Genomic DNA, 24,444 nt, shown 5'->3' on the forward strand with positions numbered 1-24,444 from the left:
GGCGTCAGCGCGACGTCTCGGCGACGCGCTTCTGCAATTCGCGCGCGGCTGCCAGCGGCAAGCGCGCATCGTTCCAGCTGGCCAGCCATTCGACTTCCTTCGCCGTGAAGACCTGACCATAGTTGCGCAGTGCGTACTGCAGCGAATCGATGATGTGATTACGAATGATCTCAGGCGTACGCGTGTCGTCGAGCACGGCGCGAAGCGCTTCGAGTGTGGCCATCGGTTGGCTCCGGACGGTTGGATGTCGGTGGATCAGTGTTTATCGCACGAAAAAAATGCGCTCGCGAGGTCGACAAAATTGCCGTCTGGCGTCGATTCGCGGCGCCCGCGCGAGGCCGCTACAATGGCGGCTTCCTGAATGGCGGACCGAGCATGCGCGCCGAAGCCTGCTGCTGGCATCTGGCAACTGGCATCCGCGATCGCGCGCCGCCTCCCTCGAACCTCGCGTTTTTTCCATGCGCAACCCGAACGTGTCTCCTATCAAAGACCTGCTGTTGAAGCGCTACGCGCCGATCGCCGACGGCATCGCCGCGCTGCTCTATCCGTGCGCCGAAGTGGTGATTCACGATCTGCGCGATCAGACCATCGCGTATCTGGCGAACAATCTGTCGCGGCTCGAGGTGGGCGCGCCGTCGGTGCTCGACGACGCGCACTTCGCGGCGCGCGGCCAGACCATCGGTCCTTACGAGAAACTGAACTGGGACGGCCGCCGCATGCGCTGCGTGAGCAACATCCTGCTCGACGACGATGGCAGGCCCGCCGGCATCCTGTGCGTGAACTTCAACATCGCGGTGTTCGAGGATGTGCGCTCGACGCTCGATCTGTTCATCAAGGGCGGCACGATGACGGACGCGCCCGGCGACGATCTGTTCCGCGACGACTGGCAGGACCGCATCAACACGTATCTGCACACGTGGTTGCGCGACCGGCAGATCGGCATCAATGCGCTGACGCGCGAGCACAAGCGTGAAATCGTCGAAGCGCTGCACGCGCAGGGCGCGTTTCGCGGCCGCAGCTCGGCGAACTACGTGGCCGCGGTGCTGACGATGGGTCGCGCGACCGTCTACAAGATCCTGAAGCAGATGAAAGAGGGCGGCTGAGCTCAGGCGCACCGTGCTTGAAAATGCTTCGATGACGCCCAAAATAAGGACATACGCGATGCGCTACCGACACTACAAAGGCGGCATTTACGAGCTGGTCTGCGAGGCCACGCTCGAATCGGATCCGACGGTCACGATGATCGTCTACAAGGCGGCCAATGGTACGATCTGGACCCGTCCAGCGACGGTGTTTTTCGAGCTGGTCGAGCAGGACGGCGTCAAGGTGCCGCGCTTTGCGCCGCTCGATGAGTTCAACAACGAAGCAGATGCGTCCCGCTCGGACTAACGCATGCTGCCTTAACGACAGGAACAGGAAAACCGAATGCGTCTTTTGCTTGCCATCATTCTGCCGTGGTTGCAGTTTTTCACGATCGGCCGTCCGTTTGCGGGCATCATCTGCCTGATTCTGCAAATCACGGTGATCGGCTGGGTGCCGGCGGCCATCTGGTCGGTGTATGCGCTGAGCCAGTACAACACGGACAAGAAAATCGCCCGCGCGATGGGCAACGGGCGGTAACACGCGGCGTCTGAAGCCGTCGGCGAGTGTGGGCGCGTCGCGCTCACGCTCGCGCCATCATTCACCCACCGGTATCACGACCGCATCTGGAACTTCGATCACCACGTCGGTTTCCGCGATCGCCACGCACGGCAGGATATAACCGTCCGCCTTTTCCTCACGGCTCACACCGGGCCATTCGATCGAATAGCGCACACGCCCCGACGTCATCCGGCACAAGCATGTGCGGCACGTGCCATTGCGGCACGAACGCGGCAAACGCAGATTTGCGAATGCGGCGGCTTCGAGAATCGTCAGCGAATCGGGCGCTTCGAAGCTCTGGCCGAGCGGTTCGACGCGGACTACAGGCGGGCGGGAGGGGGCGGACATCGTGCGGGACGGTTACCAGGTGCGCGACACTTTACACGGGATCGGACGCCGCTTGATACCGCGCTGCAACATAGGCAAATCAGTCGCATCTTCAAGAAAAAATCGGGGAAATCTTGCACCTCGCCCGAACTCGTCTAAAGTGAATCAATTCACCTCCGCGTGGCGCGAACTGACTATGCCGCGTTGAAGTGACGGCCCGCGTCGACTGCATGGGACAAGGAGGAACTAGCGGCTGACGCGATAGCAAACAATCGGCGCGCGCATTACCCGAGCGCATCGCGTGCGCACTCTTCCAGGTGACTCCCATGCAGATCCAATTTCCGAACGAAGCCCCTGAATATTCAGGTCGCGAACTTACTTTGGCGTTTCCGGCAATGGTCGATGGGCAGAGGGTGGAGTGCATGATCACCGCGGAAGCGCTCGAGGATCACTTCGGCGCCGCGTCCCCCCGGCAGGAAGACATGATCGTTGCGTTCGACACGCACCGGCCGCGCATCGAGGCCGCCACGCGCCGGCTGTTGTCGGAAACGCGCGCGCAGTGTCTGGTGCTCAGAAGCGGCTACGTGCGTTTTTACGAGGCGAACTGGCGTAACTGACTGCACGCAGCCGGCCGCATCGCTTTCAAATGATCCGCCGCAGCGCCCGATCCTTGAACACCACATGGTGCGCGATCGCCGCGAGCGCATGCAGGCCGATCACCCAGTAGAACACGTTGCCAAGCCACTCGTGTGCGTCCTTCAACAGCGGCCGCGCGATCGAATCCGCTCGCACCAGCGTGAAGCTGATGTCCGTCCAGGCGAGCGACACCGGCCGCCCGCCCGCGTTGACCATCAGAATGCCGAGCAGCGGCTGCGCGAAGATGAACACATAGAGCGCGAGGTGCGCGGAGCGCGCGACAAAAGCGAGCAGCCGGTTGTTTTCGAGTTCCTCCGGCGCGCCAGCCCACAGTCTCCATAGCAGCCGGAGCACGGCCAGCACGAGCACCAGCGTGCCCGCCCAGAAATGCACGCCGGTCCAGAACTCGCGGCCCTCGGAGCCGCGCGGTCCGCGGATTTCGATGGCCAGATAGGCCAGCGCCACCAGCAGAAAAATCATCCAGTGGAAGAAAATCGCGGGCCTCGTGTAGCGGTCCGTCGTGCGGTTATATGAGGACATGGCGGCTCCTGGGGCGGCGACCCGTGTCGCTGCGACCCGGGCGATCGTCGTTCGAAAGATCGGATGATAAACGGTCCCTGAACCCGACGACACATTCGCCCCCGGCCCCGCAACATCCTCACTCGCTGCCGAGATAGAAATACCGGAACAGGAAAATCGCCGCGATGATCCATACGACCAGCTTCACCTGGCGCGCCTGGCCCGTCAGCAGCTTGAGCGCCGCGTACGAGATGAAGCCGAACGCGACGCCGTTCGCGATCGAGTAGGTGAACGGCATCAGCAGCGCGGTCAGCGCGGCCGGCACCACTTCGGTCGCGTCGTCCCACGGCAGGTCGACCAGTTCGCGCAGCATCAGGCACGACACATACAGCAGCGCGGGCGCGGTCGCATACGGCGGCACTACTTCGGCGAGCGGCGCGAAAAACAGCGCCGCGACGAACAACAGGGCGACCGTGATCGCGGTCGCGCCGGTACGGCCGCCGGCCTGCACGCCCGACGCGCTTTCGATATACGCGGTCGTCGACGACGTGCCGAGCATCGAGCCAGCCAGAATCGCGGTGCTGTCGGCGAGCAGCGCGCGATTCAGCCGATGCATCTTGCCTTCGACGAGCAGCCCCGCGCGGTTCGCGACACCCATCAGCGTGCCGGTCGCATCGAACAGCTCGACGAGGAAGAACACCAGTACCACGTTCAGAATCCCGCTCGACAGCGCGGTGCGGATATCGAGCTTGAACAGCGTCGGTGCGATCGACGGCGGCATCGACAAGACGCCGTGAAACTGGTTGCCGCCAAAGAAAAAGCTCAGGATCGTCGCGCCGACGATACCGATCAGGATCGCCCCGCGCACGCGCAGATGATCGAGCGTGACGATGCCGAAGAAGCCGATCGCCGCGAGCACGACGTGCGCGTCATGCAGATTGCCGAGCGTGACGAGCGTGGCCGGATTGCCGACCACGATGCCCGCCGACTTCAGCGAAATGATCGCGAGAAAGAGGCCGATACCGCCGGTGATCGCGATCCGGATCGAATGCGGGATGCCCTTGACGATCACCTCGCGCACGCGGAACAGCGTGACGATCAGGAACAGGCAGCCGGAGATGAACACCGCGCCGAGCGCGGCCTCCCACGTGTAGCCCATGCCCTTGACGACCGTGTACGCGAAGTACGCGTTCAGGCCCATGCCGGGCGCGAGCGCGATCGGGTAGTTCGCGTAAAGCCCCATGATCAGCGACGCGAGCGCGGACACGATGCAGGTCGCGACGAACACCGCGCTCTTCGGCATGCCGGCGTCGCCGAGAATCGCCGGGTTCACGAAGATGATGTAGGCCATCGTCAGGAAGGTGGTCACGCCGGCTAGCACTTCGGTGCGCAGGTTGGTGTCGACGGCGTCGAAGCCGAAGTAGCGTTTGATCGAGTCCATGGGGCGGGTTTCTCTTTCGTCGTTCGGAAAGTGTTTTTGTGATTGAGGCAGTCTCCGCGCGGCCCCGGCAAAACAGGCCGCGCGGCGGTGTTACGGCGGAATTGTAAACACCAACGGCGGCGCCCCGTCGCTTGCGGCTGCCCCGGCAGGCCTGCCGGGCCCGTCAGGCGGGCGGTTTGCCGGGCGACTGTGGCGCTGGCACATCACCGCGCGGCGCATGACGCGCGAGCCAGCGATCGAGTTCGCCAGCAAACGTCTTGCCATCCCGCGCGCTGAAGGCGGACGGACCGCCCGTGTCGACGCCGCTCGCGCGCAACTGGTCGAGCATCGAGCGCATGCGCAGCCGTTCTTCGATCGTGCCGGGCGTGAACCAGTTGCCGCGCGGATCGAGCGCGTGGGCATTTTTTGCCAGCACGGCGGCGGCGAGCGGGATGTCGCCGGTGATCACGAGGTCGCCCGCGACGACCCGCTCGACGATCAGCTGATCGGCGGCGTCGAAGCCGGCCGGCACCTGGATCGCGCGGATCAGCGGCGACGGCGGCACGCGCAGGAACGCGTTGGCGACCAGCGTCAGCGGCATGCCGGTGCGGCGCGCCGCGCGATAAAGCATGTCCTTGACGACGGCCGGGCAGGCGTCGGCATCGACCCAGATTGGCATGGTGCGGGTTCCGGCTAGGTGCGGCTGGTTTGCTGCGTGGGGGTTGGAGGGACGGGATGATACCTTGCCGCGACGCAAAGGGCTTCCCTGCCGCCCGCGGCGGGCGGCATTCAGGCTGCGGGTGCGGCAGCGACTGCTTTTACTGCACTGTCGTCGGTTCGAGGCCTTGCCGTTCGGCGCGGCGTTGCGCGACGATCCGGCCGGCTTCCTGCGCGTTCTCCGGATAGTTGACCCAGTCGTTCGGATCGTAGCCGGCGGCAAGCCATTCGATGAGTTCGGCGCGGACCTGGGCGCGCGTTTTCGGCGCCGACGGGTCGTTGGGCTGCATCACCGTTTGCGCGTAGACGGTGCTGATACTTACGGCGGCCAACAGCGTGCCGAGTCCAATGCGGGAGAACAGATTCATGGCGGGCTCCTGCGGAGCGGAAAAACAGCCGGGCCTGGTCATTTTTCGGTGCGCGCCGGGTAAAGCAGTAGAAAGCGGCGCACCATTTCTGCCGGCGGATCGAACCCGCCGCGAGCCGAGTTCCCCACGGAGTGCAAGCAACGCGGAAGCGGGCGGGTTTGGCTAAAACTTCAAAATTTCGGCGCTAGTCGATGCCAAATGGGCGTCCTGACAAGATCTCGTCCTATCACGCCGAGGGCTTGCCGAACCGTTCCATCACCGCGCTCACCAGGTCGATCGGCAGCGGAAACACGATCGTCGAGTTCTTGTCGGCGGCAATCGTCGTCAGCGTCTGCAGATAGCGCAGCTGCATCGCCTGGGGTTGGCGCGCGAGCGTCTGCGCCGCTTCGAGCAGCTGCCGCGACGCCTGCAACTCGCCTTCCGCGTGAATCACCTTCGCGCGCCGTTCGCGCTCGGCCTCAGCCTGACGCGCGATCGCGCGGATCATCGTTTCGTTGATATCGACGTGCTTGATCTCGACGATCGACACCTTGATGCCCCACGCATCGGTTTGCGCGTCGAGCACCTTCTGGATGTCGGTGTTCAGCTGTTCGCGCTCGGACAGCAGCTGGTCGAGGTCGTGCTTGCCGAGCACCGCGCGCAGCGTCGTTTGCGACAGCTGGCTGGTCGCCTCGAAGTAGCGCGCGACCTGGATCACCGCCTTCTCCGGATCGACGACGCGGAAATACACGACCGCGTTGACCTTCACCGACACGTTGTCGCGCGTGATCACGTCCTGCGTCGGCACGTCGAACACGACGGTGCGCAGATCCATACGCACCGCCTGCTGCACGATTGGAATGATCAGCACCAGCCCGGGCCCTTTGACCTTCCAGAAGCGGCCGAGCATGAACACGACGCCGCGTTCGTACTCGCGAAAAATGCGCACCGACGACGCGATCAGCACGGCCACCAGCAGGATCAGGATGCTGCCGAAGCCGAATGTGAAGCCGATCATGAGGGTTCTCCTTGTCCTTGTATTGGGGCGGCTGGCTTGACGGGCACCACGGTCAGCGTGAGGCCGTTGCGCGCCGTGACGCGTACGCTCTGCCCCGGCGCGGCCGGCGTCGTGCTCGACACGCGCCAGCGCTCGCCGTGCACGCGCGCCCAGCCGCCAAGCGGGCCGCTGGCCGAGTGTTCGGGTTCGGGCAGCAAGCCGCCGTCCAGCACCACGCCGACGCAGCCGATCAGCGCCTCCGAGCCTGTCACGACCGGCCGGCGCCGCGCGCGCAGCGCGAGCCGCGACACGCCGAGCACGAACGCGACGCTGAACACGACGACCGCGGCGATCAGCGGCAGCGGGATGCCGTAGCCGGGCACGTCGGTATCCATCAGCATCATGGCGCCGACCACGAACGCGACTACGCCGCCGAAACCGAGCGAGCCGAAGGTCGGCAGGAACGCTTCGCCGATCAGAAAGGCGATGCCGAGAAAGATCAGCCCGAGGCCGACATAGCTGACGGGCAGCATCTGCATCGCGAACAGACCGAGCAGCAGGCTGATCGCGCCGACCACGCCGGGCAGCACGAAGCCCGGATTGGCGAATTCGAAGAACAGGCCGTACATGCCGAGCATCAGCAGAATCAGCGCGACGCTCGGATCGGTGATCACGGCGAGGAAGCGGCTGCGCCAGTCGGGTTCGAGCGTGATCAGCGGCGCATGCGCGGTCTGCAGCGTGACGCTGCCGGCGCTCGTGACGACTGTGCGGCCGTTCAGCTGGCGCAGCAGGTCGGGCACGTCGCGCGCGACGATATCGACGACGTGCTGCGCGAGCGCCTCTTCATCGGACAGGCTGACCGCTTCGCGGACCGCGCGCTCGGCCCAGTCGGCGTTGCGCCCGCGCATCTGCGCGAGGCCGCGGATGTAGGCGGCGGCATCGTGGACCTGCTTGCGCAGTTCGGTCGATTGGGTGTCGAGCGGCAGCGCGCTGGCGGCTTCGGATGACGCGCCGGGCGACGCAGGCGCCGACGCGGACGCGGGCCCGGACGCGCCGCCCGGCAGCGTGCGCATGTCCGGCAGTCCCGGCGTGCCTGGGGTGCCCTGCGTTCCCGGTGTTCCGGGTGATCCAGGTGTGCCCGGCATTCCCGGCGGGCCGCCGGCGGGCGGCTCGTTACCGCCGATGCCCATCTGAATCGGCGTCGCGGCGCCGAGGTTGGTGCCCGGCGCCATCGCGGCGATATGGCTCGCATAGACGATGTAGGTGCCGGCGCTGGCGGCGCGCGCGCCGCTCGGCGCGATGAAGGTCGCGACCGGCACCGGCGACGCGAGGATCGCCTTGATGATCTGCCGCATCGACGTATCGAGGCCGCCGGGGGTATCGAGTTGCAGCACTGCGAGCTGCGCGTGCTGACTGGCCGCGCGCTGCAAGCCCCGCACGATGAAATCGGCGCTGGCCGGCCCGATTGCGCCGTTCACCGGAATCACCTCGACACTGTCGGCGGTTGCGGCGGCAACGTTGGCCACGCGCGCCGCATTGGCCGCTTGCAGCGGCGCCAGCGCTCCGCACGTCGCGAAGCCGAACGCGCAAAGCACGCCGAGCACGGCGATGCCGCGCATCAAACGGCCCGCGATGCCGCCGTGGATAAGCGGCGTGCGCGGACCGGACTGCCGGAGCGGGAGACGCGGAGTCGTGTTCATCGCTGACGGCCGTCGCGCCAGCCGGTGCGAACCGGCGGCGCGGGCCCATACCTCGATCAAGGCTGGCCGGTTGCCGCTTAAAGCTTAGTCCGATTCGGCGCGACGCGTGAGATCGAGCCCCGCGGCCCGGGCCGGCCGATAGTCGGTCGGGCGCATGCCGGTCCATTTGCGGAACGCGCGATGAAACGCGCTCGGCTCGGCGAAGCCGACGGCGTTCGCGATATCGGCGATCGTGCGCTGCGTTAGTTGCAGTTCGGCAATCGCGATGTCGCGCCGCAGCGCGTCCTTGATCGACTGATACGTGTGGCCCTCCTGCTTCAGATGCCGCCGCATCGTCGCCTCGGCAACGTGCAGTCGCGCGGCCATCTGATCGGCCGCGGGCCAGCCGGACATCGGCAGCGCGCGCAGCGCCTTGCGCACGCGCGCCGCGAGCGAACCCGGATTGCGGTACTTGACGATGAAGCTGCCCGGCGCATCGCGCAGAAACGGGCGCGCCGAGCGCGAAGTCTGAATCACTGGCAGTTCCAGAAACGCGGGATCGAGATCGACGTACGACTCGGGCTCGTCGAAATACATGTCTTCGCAGAACATCAGCCGGTATTCGTGCGCGGCCGGAGGCGCGGTGCAGCGAAAGCGCGCTTCGAGCAACGGAATGCGCCGGCCGACGAGCCAGCAGACAAGCCCGTACACGAGAATGAAATACGTCGCGTAAGCGAACATCGCCGGCTTGCGCTTGCCCGCGCGTTCGACGAACTTCAGGCGCACGCGCTCGGCGTCGGTGTCGATCGTCGCGCCGAGGTCGTCGAGCACCAGCCGCATGAAGCCGACCGCGCGCGCGAGCGCCTGCGCGCCGTTGCGCGCGCCGAGCGCCATCTGCGTCATCGCGATGAAGCTGCCGCTTTTCATCGGATGCGAGTCCTGGCCGAAGAACTCGTCGTCGAGCGCGCGCGCGATGCCGGCCCACAGCGCGCCGTATTGCGCCGACGACACGCGGCTTTTCGGCGACGCGAGCATCGGCGCGGCAATGCCGGCCGCTTCGGCGAACGCTTGAGCATCGAGCCCGCGCGCCGTCGCGAGCGCGAGCGTTTCCTCGACGAGACTGACGGAGATCGTGCCTTTGTCGCTTTTCATCGGAATTTGGTTTCTCTGGCAAAAGCGCTCAGCATCGGTTGGCTCATGGTCCGTGAAGCCCCTGAAATGACGAGGCTCCATGCACGCGCATGGTAGCAGTATGGCAAAAGCGCTCAGCAAATGTGAGCGCAGCGAGCATCGAGTGGCGCGGGCCGCTTGCCTACACTTGCCGCATCACCGAGATCGCCAGCACGGCCGTCAGCACCCACGAGGACGCAGTCATGGACAGCTTCTACACCGACGAACAACGGATGATCCGCGACGCCGCGCGCGACTTCGCGACCGACTGTCTCGCGCCGCACGCGGCGCAATGGGATCGCGACGCGCAACTGCCGGCCGAGGTCGTCGCGCAGATGGGCGAGCTCGGTTTTCTGGGCATGATGGTGCCGGCCGAGTGGGGCGGCTCCTATACCGACTACGTCGCCTACGCGCTCGCGCTCGAAGAGATCGCGGCGGGCTGCGCCGCCTGCGCGACGCTGATGAGCGTGCACAACTCGGTCGGCTGCGCGCCGATCCTGAACTTCGGCAGCGCCGCGCAGAAGGACCGCTATCTGCGCGACCTTGCCACTGGCCGCACGATCGGCGCGTTCTGCCTGACCGAGCCGCAGGCAGGCTCCGAGGCGAACAATCTGCGCACCCGCGCGCAGCTGCACGACGGGCAGTGGGTTCTGAACGGCAGCAAGCAGTTCGTGACCAACGGCGCGCGCGCCGGGCTCGCAATCGTGTTTGCGGTCACCGATCCCGAGCGCGGCAAGCGCGGCCTGTCCGCCTTCATCGTGCCGACCACGACGCCGGGCTTCGAGGTCGGCCGGCCGGAACACAAGCTCGGCATTCGCGCGTCCGACACCTGTCCGATCTCGCTCGATCACTGCGCGGTGCCCGAGGCCAATCTGCTCGGCGAACCGGGCGAGGGTCTGCGCATTGCGCTGTCGAATCTCGAAGGCGGGCGCATCGGCATCGCCGCGCAGGCGGTCGGCATCGCCCGAGCCGCGTTCGATGCCGCGCGCCGCTATGCGAGCGAGCGTGAACAGTTCGGCAAGCCGCTGAAGGACCATCAGACCATCGCCAACATGCTCGCCGACATGGCGACGCGGCTGAACGCCGCGCGCCTGCTCGTGCATCACGCGGCGCGGCTGCGCTCGGCGGGGCGGCCGTGTCTGTCGGAGGCGTCGCAGGCGAAGCTGTTCGCGTCGGAGCTGGCCGAGCAGATCTGCTCGAACGCGATCCAGATTCATGGCGGCTACGGCTATCTGGAGGACTATGCGGTGGAGCGCCACTATCGCGATGCGCGCATCACGCAGATTTACGAAGGGACGAGCGAAGTGCAGCGGATGGTGATTGCGCGCCATGTTTGAGGGCGGCGTTTGAGCGCACAATAGCCTGGCTGCGAATGCTTCGTTGAGCGTCGCGGCGGCAAAAACCAGAGGCAAAAAAACCGAGCGCGCCCTGCGCCGAACAGGAGACGACGATGACAGCAGCGAAAGCCTTTCTCGAAGCGCGCGATCTGCTAGTGCGCCATCGCACCGACTACGAGCGCGCGTACCGCGAATTCACCTGGCCGGCGCTCGACGAGTTCAATTGGGCGCTCGACTACTTCGACGCGATCGCGCGCAACAACGACAACCCCGCGCTGTGGATCGTCGACGATCCTTCCAGCGACGGCCTGCGCCTGTCGTACGCGCAGATGTCGGAGCGCTCGTCGCGGATGGCGAACTTTCTGCGCGGCGCGGGCGTCGGTCGAGGCGACCGTGTGCTGCTGATGCTGCCGAACCGCGTCGAGCTATGGGACGTGATGCTCGCCGCGATGAAGCTCGGCGCGATCGTGCTGCCCGCCACCACGCAGCTATCGGCCGACGACGTGCGCGACCGCGTGCAGATCGGCGGCGCGAAGTTCGTCGTGGTCGACAGCGCGGAGCTGGGCAAATTCGATGCGCTCGAAGTGCCGCTCACGCGCTTCTCGGTCGGCGCCCCGCGCGACGGCTGGATCGATGTCGCCGCCGCGTACGAGGCGGCGCCGGATTTCACGCCGGACGGCGTCACCCACGCCAGCGATCCGATGCTGCTGTACTTCACGTCCGGCACCACCTCGAAGCCGAAGCTCGTCGAGCATACACATCAGAGCTATCCGGTCGGGCATCTGTCGACGATGTACTGGATCGGCCTGCAACCCGGCGACATCCATTGGAACATCAGCTCGCCGGGCTGGGCCAAGCACGCGTGGAGCTGCTTCTTCGCGCCGTGGAACGCGCAGGCCTGCGTGTTCGTGTTCAACGTCCCGCGCTTCGTGCCCAAAGACACACTCGCCGCGCTCGTGCGTTTCAACGTGACCACGCTGTGCGCGCCGCCGACCGTCTGGCGCATGCTCGTGCAGGAGCCGCTCGGCGACTATCCGGTGAAGCTGCGCGAGATCGTCGGCGCGGGCGAGCCGCTGAATCCGGAGGTCATCGAGCGCGTCAAGCACGCGTGGGACATCACGATCCGCGACGGCTACGGTCAGACCGAGACGACCTGCCAGATCGGCAATTCGCCGGGCCAGCCGGTCGTGGCCGGCTCGATGGGGCGTCCGCTGCCCGGCTACCGCGTCGAACTGCTCGATGCGGACGACCAACCGGTGACCGAAGGCGAAATCGCGCTGCCGCTCGCCGAACGGCCGCTCGGCCTGATGACCGGTTACGCGAACAATGCGAACGCGACCGCCCAGGCGATGCGCAACGGCTTCTATCGCACGTCGGATGTCGCGCTGCGTCGCGACGACGGCTACTACGTGTACGTCGGCCGCTCGGACGATGTGTTCAAGTCGTCCGACTATCGGCTCAGTCCGTTCGAACTCGAAAGCGTGCTGATCGAACACGAAGCGATCGGCGAGGCGGCCGTCGTGCCGAGCGCGGACGCGTTGCGCCTGTCGGTGCCGAAGGCGTTCGTCACCGTGCGTCAGGGCTATGAAGCCGGTCCCGAACTCGCGCGCGCGGTGTTCGCGTTCTCGCGCGAAAAACTCGCGCCGTACAAGCGGATTCGTCGTCTGCAATTCAGCGAACTGCCGAAGACGATCTCCGGCAAGATCCGCCGCGTCGAGTTGCGGCGCCGCGAAATGGAGCGCGCGGCCGAGCCCGCGCGTCTGGCCGACGAGTACTGGGAGGAGGATTTTCCCGACTTGCGTTGACTGCCTTTATTCCTCGCTATTGCTGGTTTTCCCGCACCGGTTTGAATCGCACGTGTTGAATTCGAGCTTCGGATTCGACGCGTCGGGGCACCGTTTTTTCTTCCCTATCGCTGTCCGGCCGCCGCGCGGCCATCGCACAGGAGTTTCAGCATGAGCACCCTTGCTTCGAACGAGACCAGCCGCGACGTTGCCGGCGCCGTGGCCACCGTCAAACTGCTGATCGACGGCGAGTTCGTCGAATCGAAGACGACCGAGTGGCGCGACATCGTGAACCCGGCCACCCAGGCGGTCCTCGCCCGCGTGCCGTTCGCGACCGTCGCGGAAGTCGACGCGGCGGTGCGCAGCGCGCACGCCGCGTTCAAAACGTGGAAGGGCACGCCGATCGGCGCGCGCATGCGCATCATGCTGAAGTACCAGGCGCTGATTCGCGAGCATATGCCGCGCATCGCGAAGACGCTGTCAGCCGAGCAGGGCAAGACGATTCCCGATGCCGAGGGCGATATCTTCCGCGGCCTGGAAGTCGTCGAGCACGCGTGTTCGATCGGCACCTTGCAGCAGGGTGAATTCGCCGAGAACGTCGCTGGTGGCGTGGACACCTACACGCTGCGTCAGCCGCTCGGCGTGTGCGCCGGCATCACGCCGTTCAATTTCCCCGCGATGATCCCGCTGTGGATGTTCCCGATGGCGCTCGTGTGCGGCAACACCTTCGTGCTGAAGCCATCCGAGCAGGACCCGCTGTCGACGATGCAGCTCGTCGAACTCGCGCTCGAAGCCGGCGTGCCGAAGGGCGTGCTGAACGTCGTGCACGGCGGCAAGGAAGTGGTCGATGCGCTGTGCACGCATGAGCTGGTAAAGGCGATTTCGTTCGTGGGCTCGACGGCGGTCGGCACGCACGTCTATCGCCTCGGCAGCGAACACGGCAAGCGCGTGCAAGCGATGATGGGCGCGAAGAACCACGCGGTCGTGCTGCCCGACGCGAATCGCGAACAGACGCTCAACGCGCTCGCGGGGGCCGCATTCGGCGCGGCCGGGCAGCGCTGCATGGCGACTTCGGTGGCGGTGCTGGTCGGCGCCGCTCGCGAGTGGCTGCCCGAGCTGGTTGCGAAGGCGAAGACGCTGAAGGTCAATGCGGGTCACGAGCCGGGCACCGATGTCGGGCCGGTCGTCTCGCGCGCGGCGAAAGAGCGCATTCTCGGATTGATCGACGCCGGCGTGAAGGAGGGCGCGACACTCGCGCTCGACGGCCGCGACGTGAGCGTGCGGGGCTATGAGCAGGGCAACTTCATCGGCCCGACGGTATTCAGCGACGTCACGACCGACATGGAAATCTACCGCACCGAAATCTTCGGACCGGTGCTCGCGGTCGTCAACGTCGCGACGCTCGACGATGCGATCGCGCTCGTCAACGCGAACCCGTTCGGCAATGGCGTGGGCCTCTTTACGCAAAGCGGCGCGGCGGCGCGCAAGTTCCAGAGCGAGATCGATATCGGCCAGGTCGGCATCAACATTCCGATTCCGGTGCCGGTGCCGTTTTTCAGCTTCACCGGTTCGCGCGGCTCGAAACTCGGCGATCTCGGTCCGTACGGCAAGCAGGTCGTGCAGTTCTACACGCAGACGAAGACGGTCACCGCGCGCTGGTTCGACGACGACACCGTGAACGACGGCGTCAACACGACGATCCGCCTGCGTTGAACGCATTGAGCGCATTGAGCGCATTGAACGCACATACGGAGACGACACCATGAAAATAGCCTTTATCGGACTCGGCAACATGGGCGCGCCGATGGCGCTGAACCTGCTGAAGGCGGGCCACGCGCTCAACGTGTTCGACCTCAGCGCGCAGGCCGTGCGCATGCTCGTCGACGCGGGCGCGCAAGCGGCCGGCTCGCCGAAGGCGGCCGCGAGCGACGTCGAATGCGTGATCACGATGCTGCCCGCCGCGGCTCACGTGCGCAGCGTGCTCGTCGCGGACGACGGCATCCTCGCCGGCATCGCGCCGGGCGTGCCGATCATCGATTCGAGCACCATCGATCCCGCCAGCGTGAAGGCGTTTGCCGAACTCGCCGCGGCACATGGCAACAGCTTCGTCGATGCGCCGGTCTCGGGTGGCACCGGCGGCGCGGCCGCGGGGACGCTGACCTTCATGGTCGGCGGCAGCGCGAGCGCATACGAGCAGGTGAAACCCGTTCTGCTGGCGATGGGAAAAAACATCGTCCATTGCGGCGATACCGGCACCGGCCAGGTCGCGAAGATCTGCAACAACCTCGTGCTCGGCATCTCGATGGCGGGCGTCGCGGAGGCGATGTCGCTCGGCGAGGCGCTCGGTATCGACACGAAGGTGCTCGGCAGCATCATCAACACGTCGACCGGGCGTTGCTGGAGTTCGGACACGTATAACCCGATGCCGGGCGTGGTCGAAACCGCGCCTTCGTCGCGCGGCTATACCGGCGGCTTCGGCACCGACCTGATGCTGAAGGACCTCGGCCTCGCCACCGATGCCGCGCGCGGTGTGCGTCAACCGGTCTATCTCGGCGCGCTCGCGCAGCAGCTTTATCAAACGATGAGCACGAACGGCTCGGGACGTCTGGACTTTTCGGCGGTGATCAAGCTGTATCGCTCGCGAGACCGCGCTGATGACGGCCAGGGAGGCGCGCAATGATCGAGCTCGATTACGCGCACGACGGCGCCGTTGCGTTGATCACGTTGAAACGGCCGCCCGCGAACGCCTTCACGCCCGACGGCCTGCTGCAATTGCAGCGCACCGTCGAGCAGTTGAACGCCGATGCGCGCGTGCGCGCGCTGGTGATCACCGGCGACGGCCCGAAGTTCTTCAGCGCGGGCGCCGATCTGAACACGTTCGCCGACGGCGATCGCGAAGTCGCGCGCACCGCGGCGGCGCGCTTTGGCGCGGCGTTCGAAACGCTGCAGAATGCGCGGCCCGTCGTGATCGCGGCTCTCAACGGCTTCGCGATGGGCGGCGGTCTCGAATGCGCGCTCGCGTGCGATATCCGCATCGCCGAGCAGCATGCGGTGCTGGCGCTGCCCGAGACCGCGGTCGGCCTGCTGCCTTGCGGCTGCGGCACGCAGACGCTGCCGTGGCTCGTCGGTGAAGGCTGGGCCAAGCGGATGATTCTGACCGGCGAGCGCGTCGATGCGGCGAGCGCGCTGCGCATCGGTCTGGTCGAAGAAGTGGTGGAGCGCGGCGCCGCGCGTGAAGCCGCGCTGAAGATGGCGCAGCGCGTCACCGGTTTGATCCCGCAGGCGGTCAGCTTCAGCAAGGAGCTGATCCATCAGGCGCGGCATGGCGTGCCGCGCGCCGCCGCGCTGGCGCTCGAACGCGAGCGTTTCGTCGATCTGTTCGATGGCGCGGATCAGCGCGAGGGCGTCAACGCGTTCCTCGAAAAACGCGCGCCGCGCTGGCAGACGAGCCATGCACCACGGGAGACGCAGCGATGAGCCCATTGCAAAGCGTTGTGGTCGAAACGCGCGACGCGTCGAATTCGCAGGCCGAAGCGGACGTGCTGTTTCGCGTCGTCAACCGCGTGGCGATCATCACGCTGAACCGGCCTGCCGCGCTCAACGCACTGTCGCACGCGATGGTGCGCGAGCTCGCCGTGCTGGTCGAGCATTGCCGCACCGATGCCGGGATCGTCGCGCTGGTGCTGAAGGGCGCTGGGGACAAGGGCTTTTGCGCGGGCGGCGACGTGCGCGAGGTGCATCGGCTCGCAACTCAGGGCGATCCGCGCTGGCTCGCGTTCTTCGTCGACGAATACCGGCTCGACTACGCGTTGCATACGTTTCCGAAGCCGGTGGTCGCACTGCTCGACGGCATCGCGATGGGCGGCGGCATGGGCCTCGGCCAGGCGGCGCGGCTGCGCATCGTGACCGAGCTCAGCCGCATCGCGATGCCGGAAACACGCATCGGCTTCGTTCCCGATGTCGGCGCAAGCCATTTTCTGAGCGTGATGCCGGCCGAGCTTGCGCTGTATGTCGGGCTGACCGGCGCGACGCTAGCGGGCGCCGACGCGATGCGCCTGCAACTGGCCGACCTGTGCGTGCCGGCCGACTGGCTGGCGAGCTTCGAGGAGCGGTTGCAGCGCATGTCGCACGACACGTCGGACACCGGGCGCATCGACGCGCTGCGCGCCGTGTTCGAGCCGCCGTGCAATATCGTGCCGCATGCGCCGCTCGGCGCGCTGACGCAACTGATACTGCGCCACTTCGACCGGCGCTCGGGCGTCGAGCGCATCGTCGCGACGCTGCGTCAGGATCTCGAACGCGAACCGCCGCGCGAGGTGCGGCAATGGCTGCAAGCGACCTACGACGCACTGAGCGCCCATTCGCCGACGATGCTGCACGTGACGCGCGAAGCGCTGCTGCGCGGCCGGCAGATGACGCTCGCCGAATGCTTCCGGATAGAGCTCGGCATCGTGAAGCGCTCGATCGAGGAAGGCGATTTCCGCGAGGGCGTGCGCGCGCAACTGATCGACAAGGACCGCAGGCCGCGCTGGTCGCCGGCGACGCTCGCCGATGTGCAACCCGAGCGCGTGCGGCATTTCCTGAGCTCGCCGTGGCAAGGCGACGCGCATCCGCTGGCGGGGCTGGGCGCGGATCATGGCGACTGACTTGTGCGGCATCGCGCATGCCGCATGGTGAGCGGCGAGCGGGGCCCGGCGTCCGCGCGCCAGCCTGGAGCGCCAGCGGCCTTAGCTCTGCCTGGCATCACGGCTCCGGACGTTCCACCCGTCAGCCGCCCGGCGCCGATTGTGGTCTGGCGCACACAGACCGCGCGCGCTAATTGACATCCACCTGGGCGCAATCTTAGATAGAGAGTTCAGCCCCGTCCCGACTGGCATAGCCTGCTCACAGCCCTCATCACGGGCGCTCTTCCGACCTACGGTGAGTTCACACGTCACCGTTTCCGCATTCTCGTGCTCTTGATCGGATCAGGAGGCAATGCGTATGGAAAAGCCGTCAGATGAGAATCGCCGCTCCAAAAGCTTCGGCGACAAACCCGATTCCCGCGTCGAGCAGGGCCCCGGTGCAACAAAGCTCGTCCTCACTGCGCTAGGCGGCGTGGTGGTGGCGGCGGGCAGCGTCGTCTACTGGGTACTCACCTTTTCGCATCGCGTGCCGGGTGCGAATTGCTTTCCTCCCGGCATCGAGTGCTTTAACAAGGTCGTCGCGGTGATGAAGGAAGTCAGCGACGCGGAGCGCGCCACCAGCATAGGCGAGAGCTGGCTGCTCGCATTGCTGGTCACGGCCTTCACGTTGCTGGTTTTCTACGTGCACATTTGCCGTGGCGAGGAAGAGCGGGCTCGGACGATCGCGGAGCGTGAATTCGAAGAGCGCAAACGCATCGCGCAAGAGGAAGGGGAACCCGCGCCCGCAAGCATCTCCCGTTCGAAGGGGGGAATCGGCAGGCTGCGAAAGTGGTTCGTGTCGCGCTGGTGGATTCCCGTGTTCTGCTATTTCCCCGCGGTATTGCTGTTCGGCGGAGAAATATGGGAGGGCTATACCGATGCGGTCGTACTCGCGTTGGCGCTCGCCGCGATCTACGTGGCCGCCGAACACTATTCCGCGCTCGAGCAGCAGCGCAAGCTCGTCGATGAGCAGGAAGCGGTGCTCGAGACCATCCGCAAGGAACTCAGCGACAAGGTGGCCAGTATCGATAACGCGATGGGAACCCGCTACGGTCTTCGCGTGATTTACGACGCTTATCGCGACCCAAACCGCGACCAGTCCCGCGCGGATGAGAGAAAGCGTTCGCAGCCGGGTGGGGCGCATCAGGCCCAAGGCGGCGCGGCGAACGTTCACGAGTCGGAGAAAGGCATTTTCTCGATCTATCGTTTCTTCGATATCGACAAGCAATGGTGGGCGCGCGAGTCGTGGGACGAGTATTGCAACAGCCCTGCGGCGACGCTGTATCGGACCTTGAAGGAAGGCGCGCGCACGAAGATGACGCTGGTGACGCCGCTCGAATATCCCGAGTTCCACGACGAATCGATGCAGGACAAGGCACTCTTCTTCGGCAAGTTCATCGGCCTCGTATGGCATTACGTCCTGTTGTGGCACGTTCGGCGCGCGCTCGAGGGCGACTCGAAAGAGTTCGTGTGCGAACACAAGATCCGCATTGCGCAGACCTCGCTGTGGCTGCATGTGGTCGACCGGACCGTCTATCAGATTCTCGGCGACGATCGCGGCAGGGACGTCAAGGTGCGCAACCTGACGCATGACATGGATGAGATCTCGGTCTCGCTCGCACGCTGGGCCAAGCGGGAAATTCAAACGCTGGCCGCGCGTGGCCCGACCGCCGAGGAGTACATCTGCACCTGCCTGACCGACGCCCATCAGGCCATACCAGCGGACGGCGCCGCCACCTTCGGACAGAACGAGGATCACATACTCGACAGACTCGGATTCAAGGAGTGGGCGAACGAAGGCGACGCGCCGTCGGGCATTCGCAAGAAAGTATTGGCGGCACGCTGCAAGGGCTTGATCCGGTATGCCGTGGCGATCATCGCCGCGTCCGAGCCGACGCAGACGGCGACGATCGACGGCCAACACGATCCGTCGATCAAAGAGATCGCAGCGGAGGTCGAATGATGAGTACTTCCATCGATGCGATGCTGGCCGACCTGGAGATCATCAGCGGCCTGGTGATGTCCATCGTGGTGCCGACAAAAACCACGGACCGCTCGAATTTCACGACGCCGATTTCATTGACGGTCAGGCATCATCTGGTCGGCGGGCAGTCGCCGCTTGCCGATCGCGACGTGCGCGCTCTCGTCGACCGGCTCAAGGCCTGCGCCAGCGCGCTGTGCAAGGTCGGTTCGGGCAAGAAGCTGCTCGCCGACCCGCAGTTGATGCGGGGCATTCCGGCAGCGCCTTATCAGGCGAATCAGTTCTATGTCGAGTTGCTGACCGCGGTGTCGCTGGGTCTCTACTTCCTCGGCGTGCCGATCGGCGAGCCGTGGGATCTGGTGCAGACTTGGGCCGACGAAGAGGGCGGCGGACTGCCGAACGGCATCTGCGTGGCGAAGGCGATCGGCGATATCGTGCGCTCGTCGCGCAAGTGGCATCCCTCGTTGCCGGCGCAAGCCGATGCGAACGAGCGCGCCAAACGCCGGGCGTCGACGGATCTGATCGTCCATTCGTTCCTGCCGATGATCCTGTTTCGCGATCTGATCCTGCGGGGCGGCGGACAACCGGAACCGGAGAATTCAGGGCTGCCGGACCATCCGTCGATTCGCAGCCAGACGGCGATCGGACCCAGCGAAGGTGACGAGTCGGATGAAAGGTCTTTGCTCGTACCGTCGATCCATGCGTTGGGGCGCTGTTACGAAGTGTTTCAACTACAACTTTACCTGAGGGCCGGTTATCCGATTTACTATGCCGTGCCAGAGGACATTCTGAAAGCCGAAATCTTGCGGTCTTGCGCGAAGGGAAAATCCACCGCGGAGTGCTGGGAAGAAATGTGCACTTTTCTGCGGGACAAGATCTTCCGTGGCAAGCTGCCGGAGGCCGGCAATCTGCAGAAGCAGTGCGTCTATGTGATCGACCGGACCAAGCCTCCCGCGTGCTTCATCAATCACGATGCGGGGCTGCTGACCTTCGAGGGCATCGATCTCGATGTGGGCAGCCGGGAACTGCCGTTACCGGCGAGCTACATGCTCGACGAACGCAGGGAGCGCTACCGCAAGCGAGTGCTTTCGTTCAAGCCCGCGGATGACGATGCCGCGCTGCGGAACCTTTTGAATGGCGCAAAGAACAAGGAACTATTCCAGCATATCTTTCACGGCCCGAAAGGCGATCATCCTGAACCGGCTCAAGGCAAGGATGCCGCCAGCGACGCCGCGAAGGGCACCGTCACGGTCAAGTGACGAAGCGCGGCGCATGAGTATCGGGAACGTCGCATGCTAGGAATTTTCAGGTTGCTCCGACGCGGATCGTTTCGTCAGAAGGGATCCGCGCCATCACGAGGCGCGTCGCGCCGTACGTTGGCTGTTTCGTTGCAACGCCAGAGGCAACTCCACAGTCAAACCTAGCAGGAAGGCACCATGGACAGGAATCGAGAAGAAGGTACAGCGAAGGAGCTCAAGGGCTCCGTCAAGGAAGCGATTGGCAAGGTCACCGGCAATCGCGCGAAGCAGGCCGAAGGAGCGGCCGAGAAGATCGCCGGCAGAATCCAGGCGAGGATCGCCGAAGAAGCCCAGGAGGAACGTGAGCGCGTGAAGAGCTAGCGCGTCGCGGTTTCGCGTACCCCAGCGTTACCTATCCGGACTGCCCGGTTTCGGGCGCATCAAAGTCAGGCACGCGATTCGTGCACTGACGCACCACGTGCGTAGCGCCTCGCACGCCGTCGGTGCTCGTCGCGTCGCGCCCTCGCGGCGCGGTATTCGACACACGTATCGTGTAAATTTCTGTTACGGTCCAGAGTCGGCCGGCGCATTCCTTGCGTCGGTACCGCATCGCTCATTCGAGGACGCTTCATGCTGGGATTCGACGTCGGCGCGGCCAGGAAGGTCTGGACCGCGTCTCTGCTCGCGCTGCTGTTTTTCGTCATCTATGTCGCGTCGACGACGGTGCTCGTCATCGTGTTCGCGGTGTTCTTCAGCTATCTGATCTACCCGATGGTCGCGCTGGTCGAACGCGTGAGGCCGCGCCGCGTGCCGCGCGTGATGTCGATCGCGGTCGTGTTCGTCGTCGTGGTTGCGCTGCTCGCGGTGGTCGGCTCGGTGTTCGGCGTGGAATTGCAGGATCAGGCGACGCGCCTCTTTTCGCAATTGCCCGGGCTGCTACGTACCGACGTGCCGAACCGTTTGCCGTTGCCGCATTTTCTCGAACCGCTGCGCGAGCGGATCGTCGATTTCCTGCGCAGCCAGATCGAGACCGGCTCCGACAAGGCCGTGCCGTTGGCGCGCAGCCTCGGGCTCGGGGTCGTGCATGCGGCGAGCAACCTGATCTATCTGGTGCTGATACCGATCCTGAGCTTCCTGTTGATCAAGGACGGCGAACGGATGCGCGACGCGTTTCTCGCGTTGCTGAACCGGCGGCATCGCGTGCTGTGGAACGAGATCGTCGACGATGTGAACGTGCTGCTGTCGAAGTACGTGCGCGCGCTGCTGTTCCTGTCGCTCGCCACGCTGTTTTGCTACGGCATCGCGTTCTCGCTGCTTGGCGTGCCGTATGCGTTTCTGCTCGCGGTCAGCGCGGGGCTGCTCGAATTCGTGCCGTTCGCGGGGCCGCTGGCGGCAGTCGCGATCACGCTGGTGGTCGCGGTGTTCAGCGGCTATCCGCACCTCTTGTGGCTGGTGATTTTCATCGGCCTGTACCGGCTGTTCCAGGACTACGTGCTCAATCCGTATCTGATGAGCGAAGGCGTCGAGGTCAGTCCGTTTCTGGTGATCGTCGGACTGCTCGCGGGCGACCAACTCGGCGGCGTCGCCGGGATCTTTCTCGCGGTGCCCGTGATCGCGACGCTAAAAATCGTGATTGGCCGGGCGCGCGTGTTTTACGCGACGTCGCACGAGCAGGGCGAGGCCGCGCGGCGCGCGCTGACCGGCAGCACCGACGACGAGACGTAGCGCGCGGCCTTGCATCGTCAACCTTCTCCGGCGATGCGCGCTTCGAGGCCAGCGGCGCGAGGCATCGTCGCGCCAGCGTCGCTGGCCGGCCCCGCTTCGCGCGGCGCGGCCTTCACACGCGAGACCCACAACACCGCCGCACACGCGACCGCCACCGCGGTCCAGCCGACGGTTCCATACCCGGCGATGCGGCCATCGGCCGACGTGCTCAGCATCAGGCCACCGAGCCACGCGCCGGTGCCCGTGCCGAGCGCCTGCAGCGCGCTGTTCGCGCTCAGGAACGCACCGCGTCGGGCGGGCTCGGGGACCGTGGTCAGCAGCGCCTGCATCGGCACCATGCGGCCGTTCATCACCACGAGGAAGCACGGGAAGAACAGCAGGAGCGCATAGAACGGCAGGTCCGGCAGATGCGTGACGAACAGCACCGGCACGAACGACAGCAGCGCCGCGCAGCGGAACACGCGCTGCGTGCCGAAGCGGTCGGCGAGCCTGCCGACGAGCCGCGACGTGAAGAAGGTCGCCGCACCGCCGCCCATATACAGCCACGACAGCTGACGCGGCGCGACCCGGTGATTGGCGACCAGCATCGGCGAGATGAACGGAATCACCAGCATGTGCGCAATCATCATCACGAACGTCAGCGCGAACGCATTCAGATGCCGCGGGTTGCTCAGGAGCCTCCACAGCTCGGGCAGCACTTCCGCGAGCGGCGGCTGTCTGCGGCTCAAATGCGCGGCCAGCGACGGCACCTGCCGCGAGGCCGCGAACCACACCAGCAGCGACAACGCGACCAGCAGGAAGAACGGCGCGGCCCAGCCGAACTGCGCGCCGAGCATCACGCCGGCCGGCACGCCGGCGATCGCCGCGAGCGAGAACGCGGTCATGATCGTGCCGGTCGCGGCGCCGCGCCGTTGCAGCGGGATCACGTCGCCGACGATCGCCATGATCACGGAGCCGAGCACGCCGCCCGTGATGCCGGCGAATGCGCGCGCGGCGAGCAGCAGCGCGAAACTCGAAGCGAGCGCGCACGCAAGGTTCGACAGCACGAACAGCGCGTAGATGGCGAGCAGCAGACGGCGGCGGTCGAAGCGGTCGATATAGGTCGCCGCGAACAGACCCGACAGCCCCGAGCACCACGAATACGCGGACACCGCCGTCGCGAACGCGGCCGGCGCGATCTGGAACGCGCTCATGATCTGCGGGCCGAGCGGCATCATCACCATGAAGTCCATGATGATGGTGAACTGCGTGAGCGCGAGCACCCACAGCAAATGGCGTTCGTGCCGTGCAGTGATTGAGTACATCGGTTGATTTCCCTTTGTTGTTGTTCGAAGTACGCCGCTGATGCCGCGCGCGACGCGAGCAGGAGCTCAGTCGTCGATCGTTTCGTGGACCGCGACCGCACCCTGTTTCCAGTAGCTGGCCGCGCGAATCCGCGCTTTGTCGACGCCGCGCTCGCCGCACAGATGCTGACGCACCGCGCGGATCGCCGCCGCCTCGCCGGCGGCCCACACGTAGCCTTCGCCGTTCTCCGGCAGCCAGGTATCGCGCACCGCGTGCAACAGCGCTTCGCCGCGCGTGCCGGTCTGCGTGTCGGCTTCGCTGCGATAGCACCAGACGAGGTGCAGCTCGGCTTCAGTCGTGAACTCGATGCGCGCGGACGGATCGGCGACCTCGATTACCGCGGCGACGCGCGTGCCGGCCGGCAACTCTTCGAGACGTCGTGCGATCGCGGGCAGCGCGGTGTCGTCGCCGATCAGCAGATGCCAGCCGAAGCCGGTCGGAATCACCAGCGAGCCGCGCGGGCCGCCGACGCCCAGATACTGGCCTACCTGCGCCTGCGCGGCCCATATCGCCGCGGGGCCTGCGTCGTGCAGCGCGAACTCGATGTCGAGCTCGCGGGCGTCGCGATCGAAACGGCGCGGCGTGAAATCGCGCGCGGTCGGCCGCTTGCCTTCGGGGAACACCGGGCCGTCGGGGCCGGCTTGCGGCAGCGTCGGTTTGTCGGCGCCGGGTTCGGGGAAAAACACCTTGATGTGGTCGTCGAACGACGCTGACACGAAGTCGTGCAGATCGTCGCCGGTCAAGGTCACGCGAATCAGGTGCGGCGTCAGCGCGCGCACCTGTTTGACCTGCAGCAGACGAAACTTCAACGGATGCCGCACGCGATGCACGGCGAGGTCGGGGCGAGTGAGTTGTTCTTGCATGAGCGTGGTGCTCCTGTTCGGTTTGGGAGGACGCGCGGGTTGTCTCGTGGACGAG

General features: G+C 65.7%; 25 protein-coding genes. 14 read left to right on the forward strand and 11 right to left on the reverse strand.

Annotation, left to right across the window (positions count from 1 at the left end; all coding sequences use genetic code 11):
* Positions 1-4 precede the first annotated feature (4 nt).
* Complete coding sequence (locus AB3X89_RS03965; RefSeq protein ID WP_368581922.1) at positions 5-223, reverse strand: hypothetical protein; 219 nt, start codon at positions 221-223, stop codon at positions 5-7.
* 235 nt (positions 224-458) lie between these two features.
* On the opposite strand from AB3X89_RS03965, the gene AB3X89_RS03970 reads away from it, so the two are divergent.
* The 3 genes from AB3X89_RS03970 to AB3X89_RS03980 are packed head-to-tail and all read left to right on the forward strand — an operon-like array spanning position 459 to position 1,620.
* Entirely contained in the window at positions 459-1,103 is a 645-nt protein-coding gene (locus tag AB3X89_RS03970) for a transcriptional regulator (protein ID WP_368581923.1), read from the forward strand.
* 58 nt (positions 1,104-1,161) lie between these two features.
* Entirely contained in the window at positions 1,162-1,389 is a 228-nt protein-coding gene (locus AB3X89_RS03975) for a DUF1653 domain-containing protein (protein ID WP_368581924.1), read from the forward strand.
* 36 nt (positions 1,390-1,425) lie between these two features.
* Positions 1,426-1,620: a YqaE/Pmp3 family membrane protein gene (locus tag AB3X89_RS03980; RefSeq protein WP_013092013.1), complete on the forward strand. Its 195-nt coding sequence runs from the start codon at positions 1,426-1,428 to the stop codon at positions 1,618-1,620.
* Positions 1,621-1,677: 57 nt separating this feature from the next.
* Here the strand turns inward: AB3X89_RS03980 and AB3X89_RS03985 are convergent, their stop codons facing one another.
* The gene (locus AB3X89_RS03985) at positions 1,678-1,989 is read right to left on the reverse strand and encodes a 2Fe-2S iron-sulfur cluster-binding protein (RefSeq protein WP_368581925.1); all 312 of its coding nucleotides are present in this window, start codon (positions 1,987-1,989) and stop codon (positions 1,678-1,680) included.
* Between the two features lie 305 nt (positions 1,990-2,294).
* Here AB3X89_RS03985 and AB3X89_RS03990 point away from each other — a divergent pair, with 305 nt between their 5' ends.
* Positions 2,295-2,585 (forward strand): DUF1488 domain-containing protein, encoded by a 291-nt coding sequence (locus AB3X89_RS03990; RefSeq protein WP_013092011.1) that lies wholly within the window; start codon positions 2,295-2,297, stop codon positions 2,583-2,585.
* Between the two features lie 25 nt (positions 2,586-2,610).
* On the opposite strand, the gene AB3X89_RS03995 is transcribed toward AB3X89_RS03990, so the two are convergent.
* The 7 genes from AB3X89_RS03995 to AB3X89_RS04025 all read right to left on the reverse strand — a co-directional run bounded on the left by AB3X89_RS03995 (position 2,611) and on the right by AB3X89_RS04025 (position 9,435).
* Positions 2,611-3,144: a cytochrome b gene (locus AB3X89_RS03995; RefSeq protein WP_368581926.1), complete on the reverse strand. Its 534-nt coding sequence runs from the start codon at positions 3,142-3,144 to the stop codon at positions 2,611-2,613.
* A gap of 118 nt (positions 3,145-3,262) precedes the next feature.
* Positions 3,263-4,564, reverse strand: coding sequence for an NCS2 family permease (locus tag AB3X89_RS04000; protein WP_368581927.1), 1,302 nt, complete (start codon positions 4,562-4,564; stop codon positions 3,263-3,265).
* Positions 4,565-4,727: 163 nt separating this feature from the next.
* Entirely contained in the window at positions 4,728-5,222 is a 495-nt protein-coding gene (locus AB3X89_RS04005) for a YaiI/YqxD family protein (protein ID WP_176106202.1), read from the reverse strand.
* 139 nt (positions 5,223-5,361) lie between these two features.
* Entirely contained in the window at positions 5,362-5,628 is a 267-nt protein-coding gene (locus AB3X89_RS04010; protein ID WP_368581928.1) for a DUF4148 domain-containing protein, read from the reverse strand.
* 226 nt (positions 5,629-5,854) lie between these two features.
* On the reverse strand, positions 5,855-6,625 hold the full coding sequence (locus AB3X89_RS04015) for a slipin family protein (RefSeq protein WP_368581929.1): 771 nt from the start codon (positions 6,623-6,625) through the stop codon (positions 5,855-5,857).
* Positions 6,622-8,304, reverse strand: a complete 1,683-nt coding sequence (locus AB3X89_RS04020; RefSeq protein WP_368581930.1) for a nodulation protein NfeD — start codon at positions 8,302-8,304, stop codon at positions 6,622-6,624. The genes AB3X89_RS04015 and AB3X89_RS04020 overlap by 4 nt, the downstream gene beginning before the upstream one ends.
* Before the next feature lie 84 nt (positions 8,305-8,388).
* The gene (locus AB3X89_RS04025; protein ID WP_368581931.1) at positions 8,389-9,435 is read right to left on the reverse strand and encodes an AraC family transcriptional regulator ligand-binding domain-containing protein; all 1,047 of its coding nucleotides are present in this window, start codon (positions 9,433-9,435) and stop codon (positions 8,389-8,391) included.
* 221 nt (positions 9,436-9,656) lie between these two features.
* Here AB3X89_RS04025 and AB3X89_RS04030 point away from each other — a divergent pair, with 221 nt between their 5' ends.
* The 10 genes from AB3X89_RS04030 to AB3X89_RS04075 all read left to right on the forward strand — a co-directional run bounded on the left by AB3X89_RS04030 (position 9,657) and on the right by AB3X89_RS04075 (position 22,182).
* Positions 9,657-10,790: an acyl-CoA dehydrogenase family protein gene (locus AB3X89_RS04030; protein WP_368581932.1), complete on the forward strand. Its 1,134-nt coding sequence runs from the start codon at positions 9,657-9,659 to the stop codon at positions 10,788-10,790.
* Between the two features lie 113 nt (positions 10,791-10,903).
* Entirely contained in the window at positions 10,904-12,595 is a 1,692-nt protein-coding gene (locus AB3X89_RS04035; protein WP_368581933.1) for an AMP-binding protein, read from the forward strand.
* 150 nt (positions 12,596-12,745) lie between these two features.
* Positions 12,746-14,287, forward strand: coding sequence for a CoA-acylating methylmalonate-semialdehyde dehydrogenase (locus AB3X89_RS04040; protein ID WP_368581934.1), 1,542 nt, complete (start codon positions 12,746-12,748; stop codon positions 14,285-14,287).
* A gap of 49 nt (positions 14,288-14,336) precedes the next feature.
* Positions 14,337-15,254 carry a 3-hydroxyisobutyrate dehydrogenase gene (gene mmsB / locus AB3X89_RS04045; RefSeq protein ID WP_368581935.1) on the forward strand — a complete coding sequence of 306 codons (918 nt, stop codon included), beginning with the start codon at positions 14,337-14,339 and terminating at the stop codon, positions 15,252-15,254.
* Entirely contained in the window at positions 15,251-16,051 is an 801-nt protein-coding gene (locus AB3X89_RS04050) for an enoyl-CoA hydratase (RefSeq protein WP_368581936.1), read from the forward strand. Before mmsB ends, AB3X89_RS04050 begins: the two co-directional genes overlap by 4 nt.
* Positions 16,048-17,220: an enoyl-CoA hydratase/isomerase family protein gene (locus tag AB3X89_RS04055; protein ID WP_368581937.1), complete on the forward strand. Its 1,173-nt coding sequence runs from the start codon at positions 16,048-16,050 to the stop codon at positions 17,218-17,220. Before AB3X89_RS04050 ends, AB3X89_RS04055 begins: the two co-directional genes overlap by 4 nt.
* A gap of 337 nt (positions 17,221-17,557) precedes the next feature.
* On the forward strand, positions 17,558-19,201 hold the full coding sequence (locus AB3X89_RS04060; protein WP_368581938.1) for a hypothetical protein: 1,644 nt from the start codon (positions 17,558-17,560) through the stop codon (positions 19,199-19,201).
* Positions 19,198-20,478: a hypothetical protein gene (locus AB3X89_RS04065; RefSeq protein ID WP_368581939.1), complete on the forward strand. Its 1,281-nt coding sequence runs from the start codon at positions 19,198-19,200 to the stop codon at positions 20,476-20,478. The genes AB3X89_RS04060 and AB3X89_RS04065 overlap by 4 nt, the downstream gene beginning before the upstream one ends.
* Positions 20,479-20,655: 177 nt before the next feature.
* On the forward strand, positions 20,656-20,838 hold the full coding sequence (locus AB3X89_RS04070) for a CsbD family protein (RefSeq protein WP_368581940.1): 183 nt from the start codon (positions 20,656-20,658) through the stop codon (positions 20,836-20,838).
* 249 nt (positions 20,839-21,087) lie between these two features.
* Positions 21,088-22,182: an AI-2E family transporter gene (locus tag AB3X89_RS04075; RefSeq protein ID WP_368581941.1), complete on the forward strand. Its 1,095-nt coding sequence runs from the start codon at positions 21,088-21,090 to the stop codon at positions 22,180-22,182.
* 17 nt (positions 22,183-22,199) lie between these two features.
* Here AB3X89_RS04075 and AB3X89_RS04080 read toward each other — a convergent pair whose 3' ends face one another.
* Positions 22,200-23,486, reverse strand: coding sequence for an MFS transporter (locus AB3X89_RS04080; protein WP_368581942.1), 1,287 nt, complete (start codon positions 23,484-23,486; stop codon positions 22,200-22,202).
* 66 nt (positions 23,487-23,552) lie between these two features.
* Positions 23,553-24,389: a siderophore-interacting protein gene (locus tag AB3X89_RS04085; protein ID WP_368581943.1), complete on the reverse strand. Its 837-nt coding sequence runs from the start codon at positions 24,387-24,389 to the stop codon at positions 23,553-23,555.
* Positions 24,390-24,444: the final 55 nt, after the last annotated feature.

The sequence above is a fragment of the Paraburkholderia sp. BR14320 genome (genome assembly GCF_040948665.1).
GTDB classification, from domain to species: Bacteria; Pseudomonadota; Gammaproteobacteria; order Burkholderiales; family Burkholderiaceae; genus Paraburkholderia; species Paraburkholderia youngii.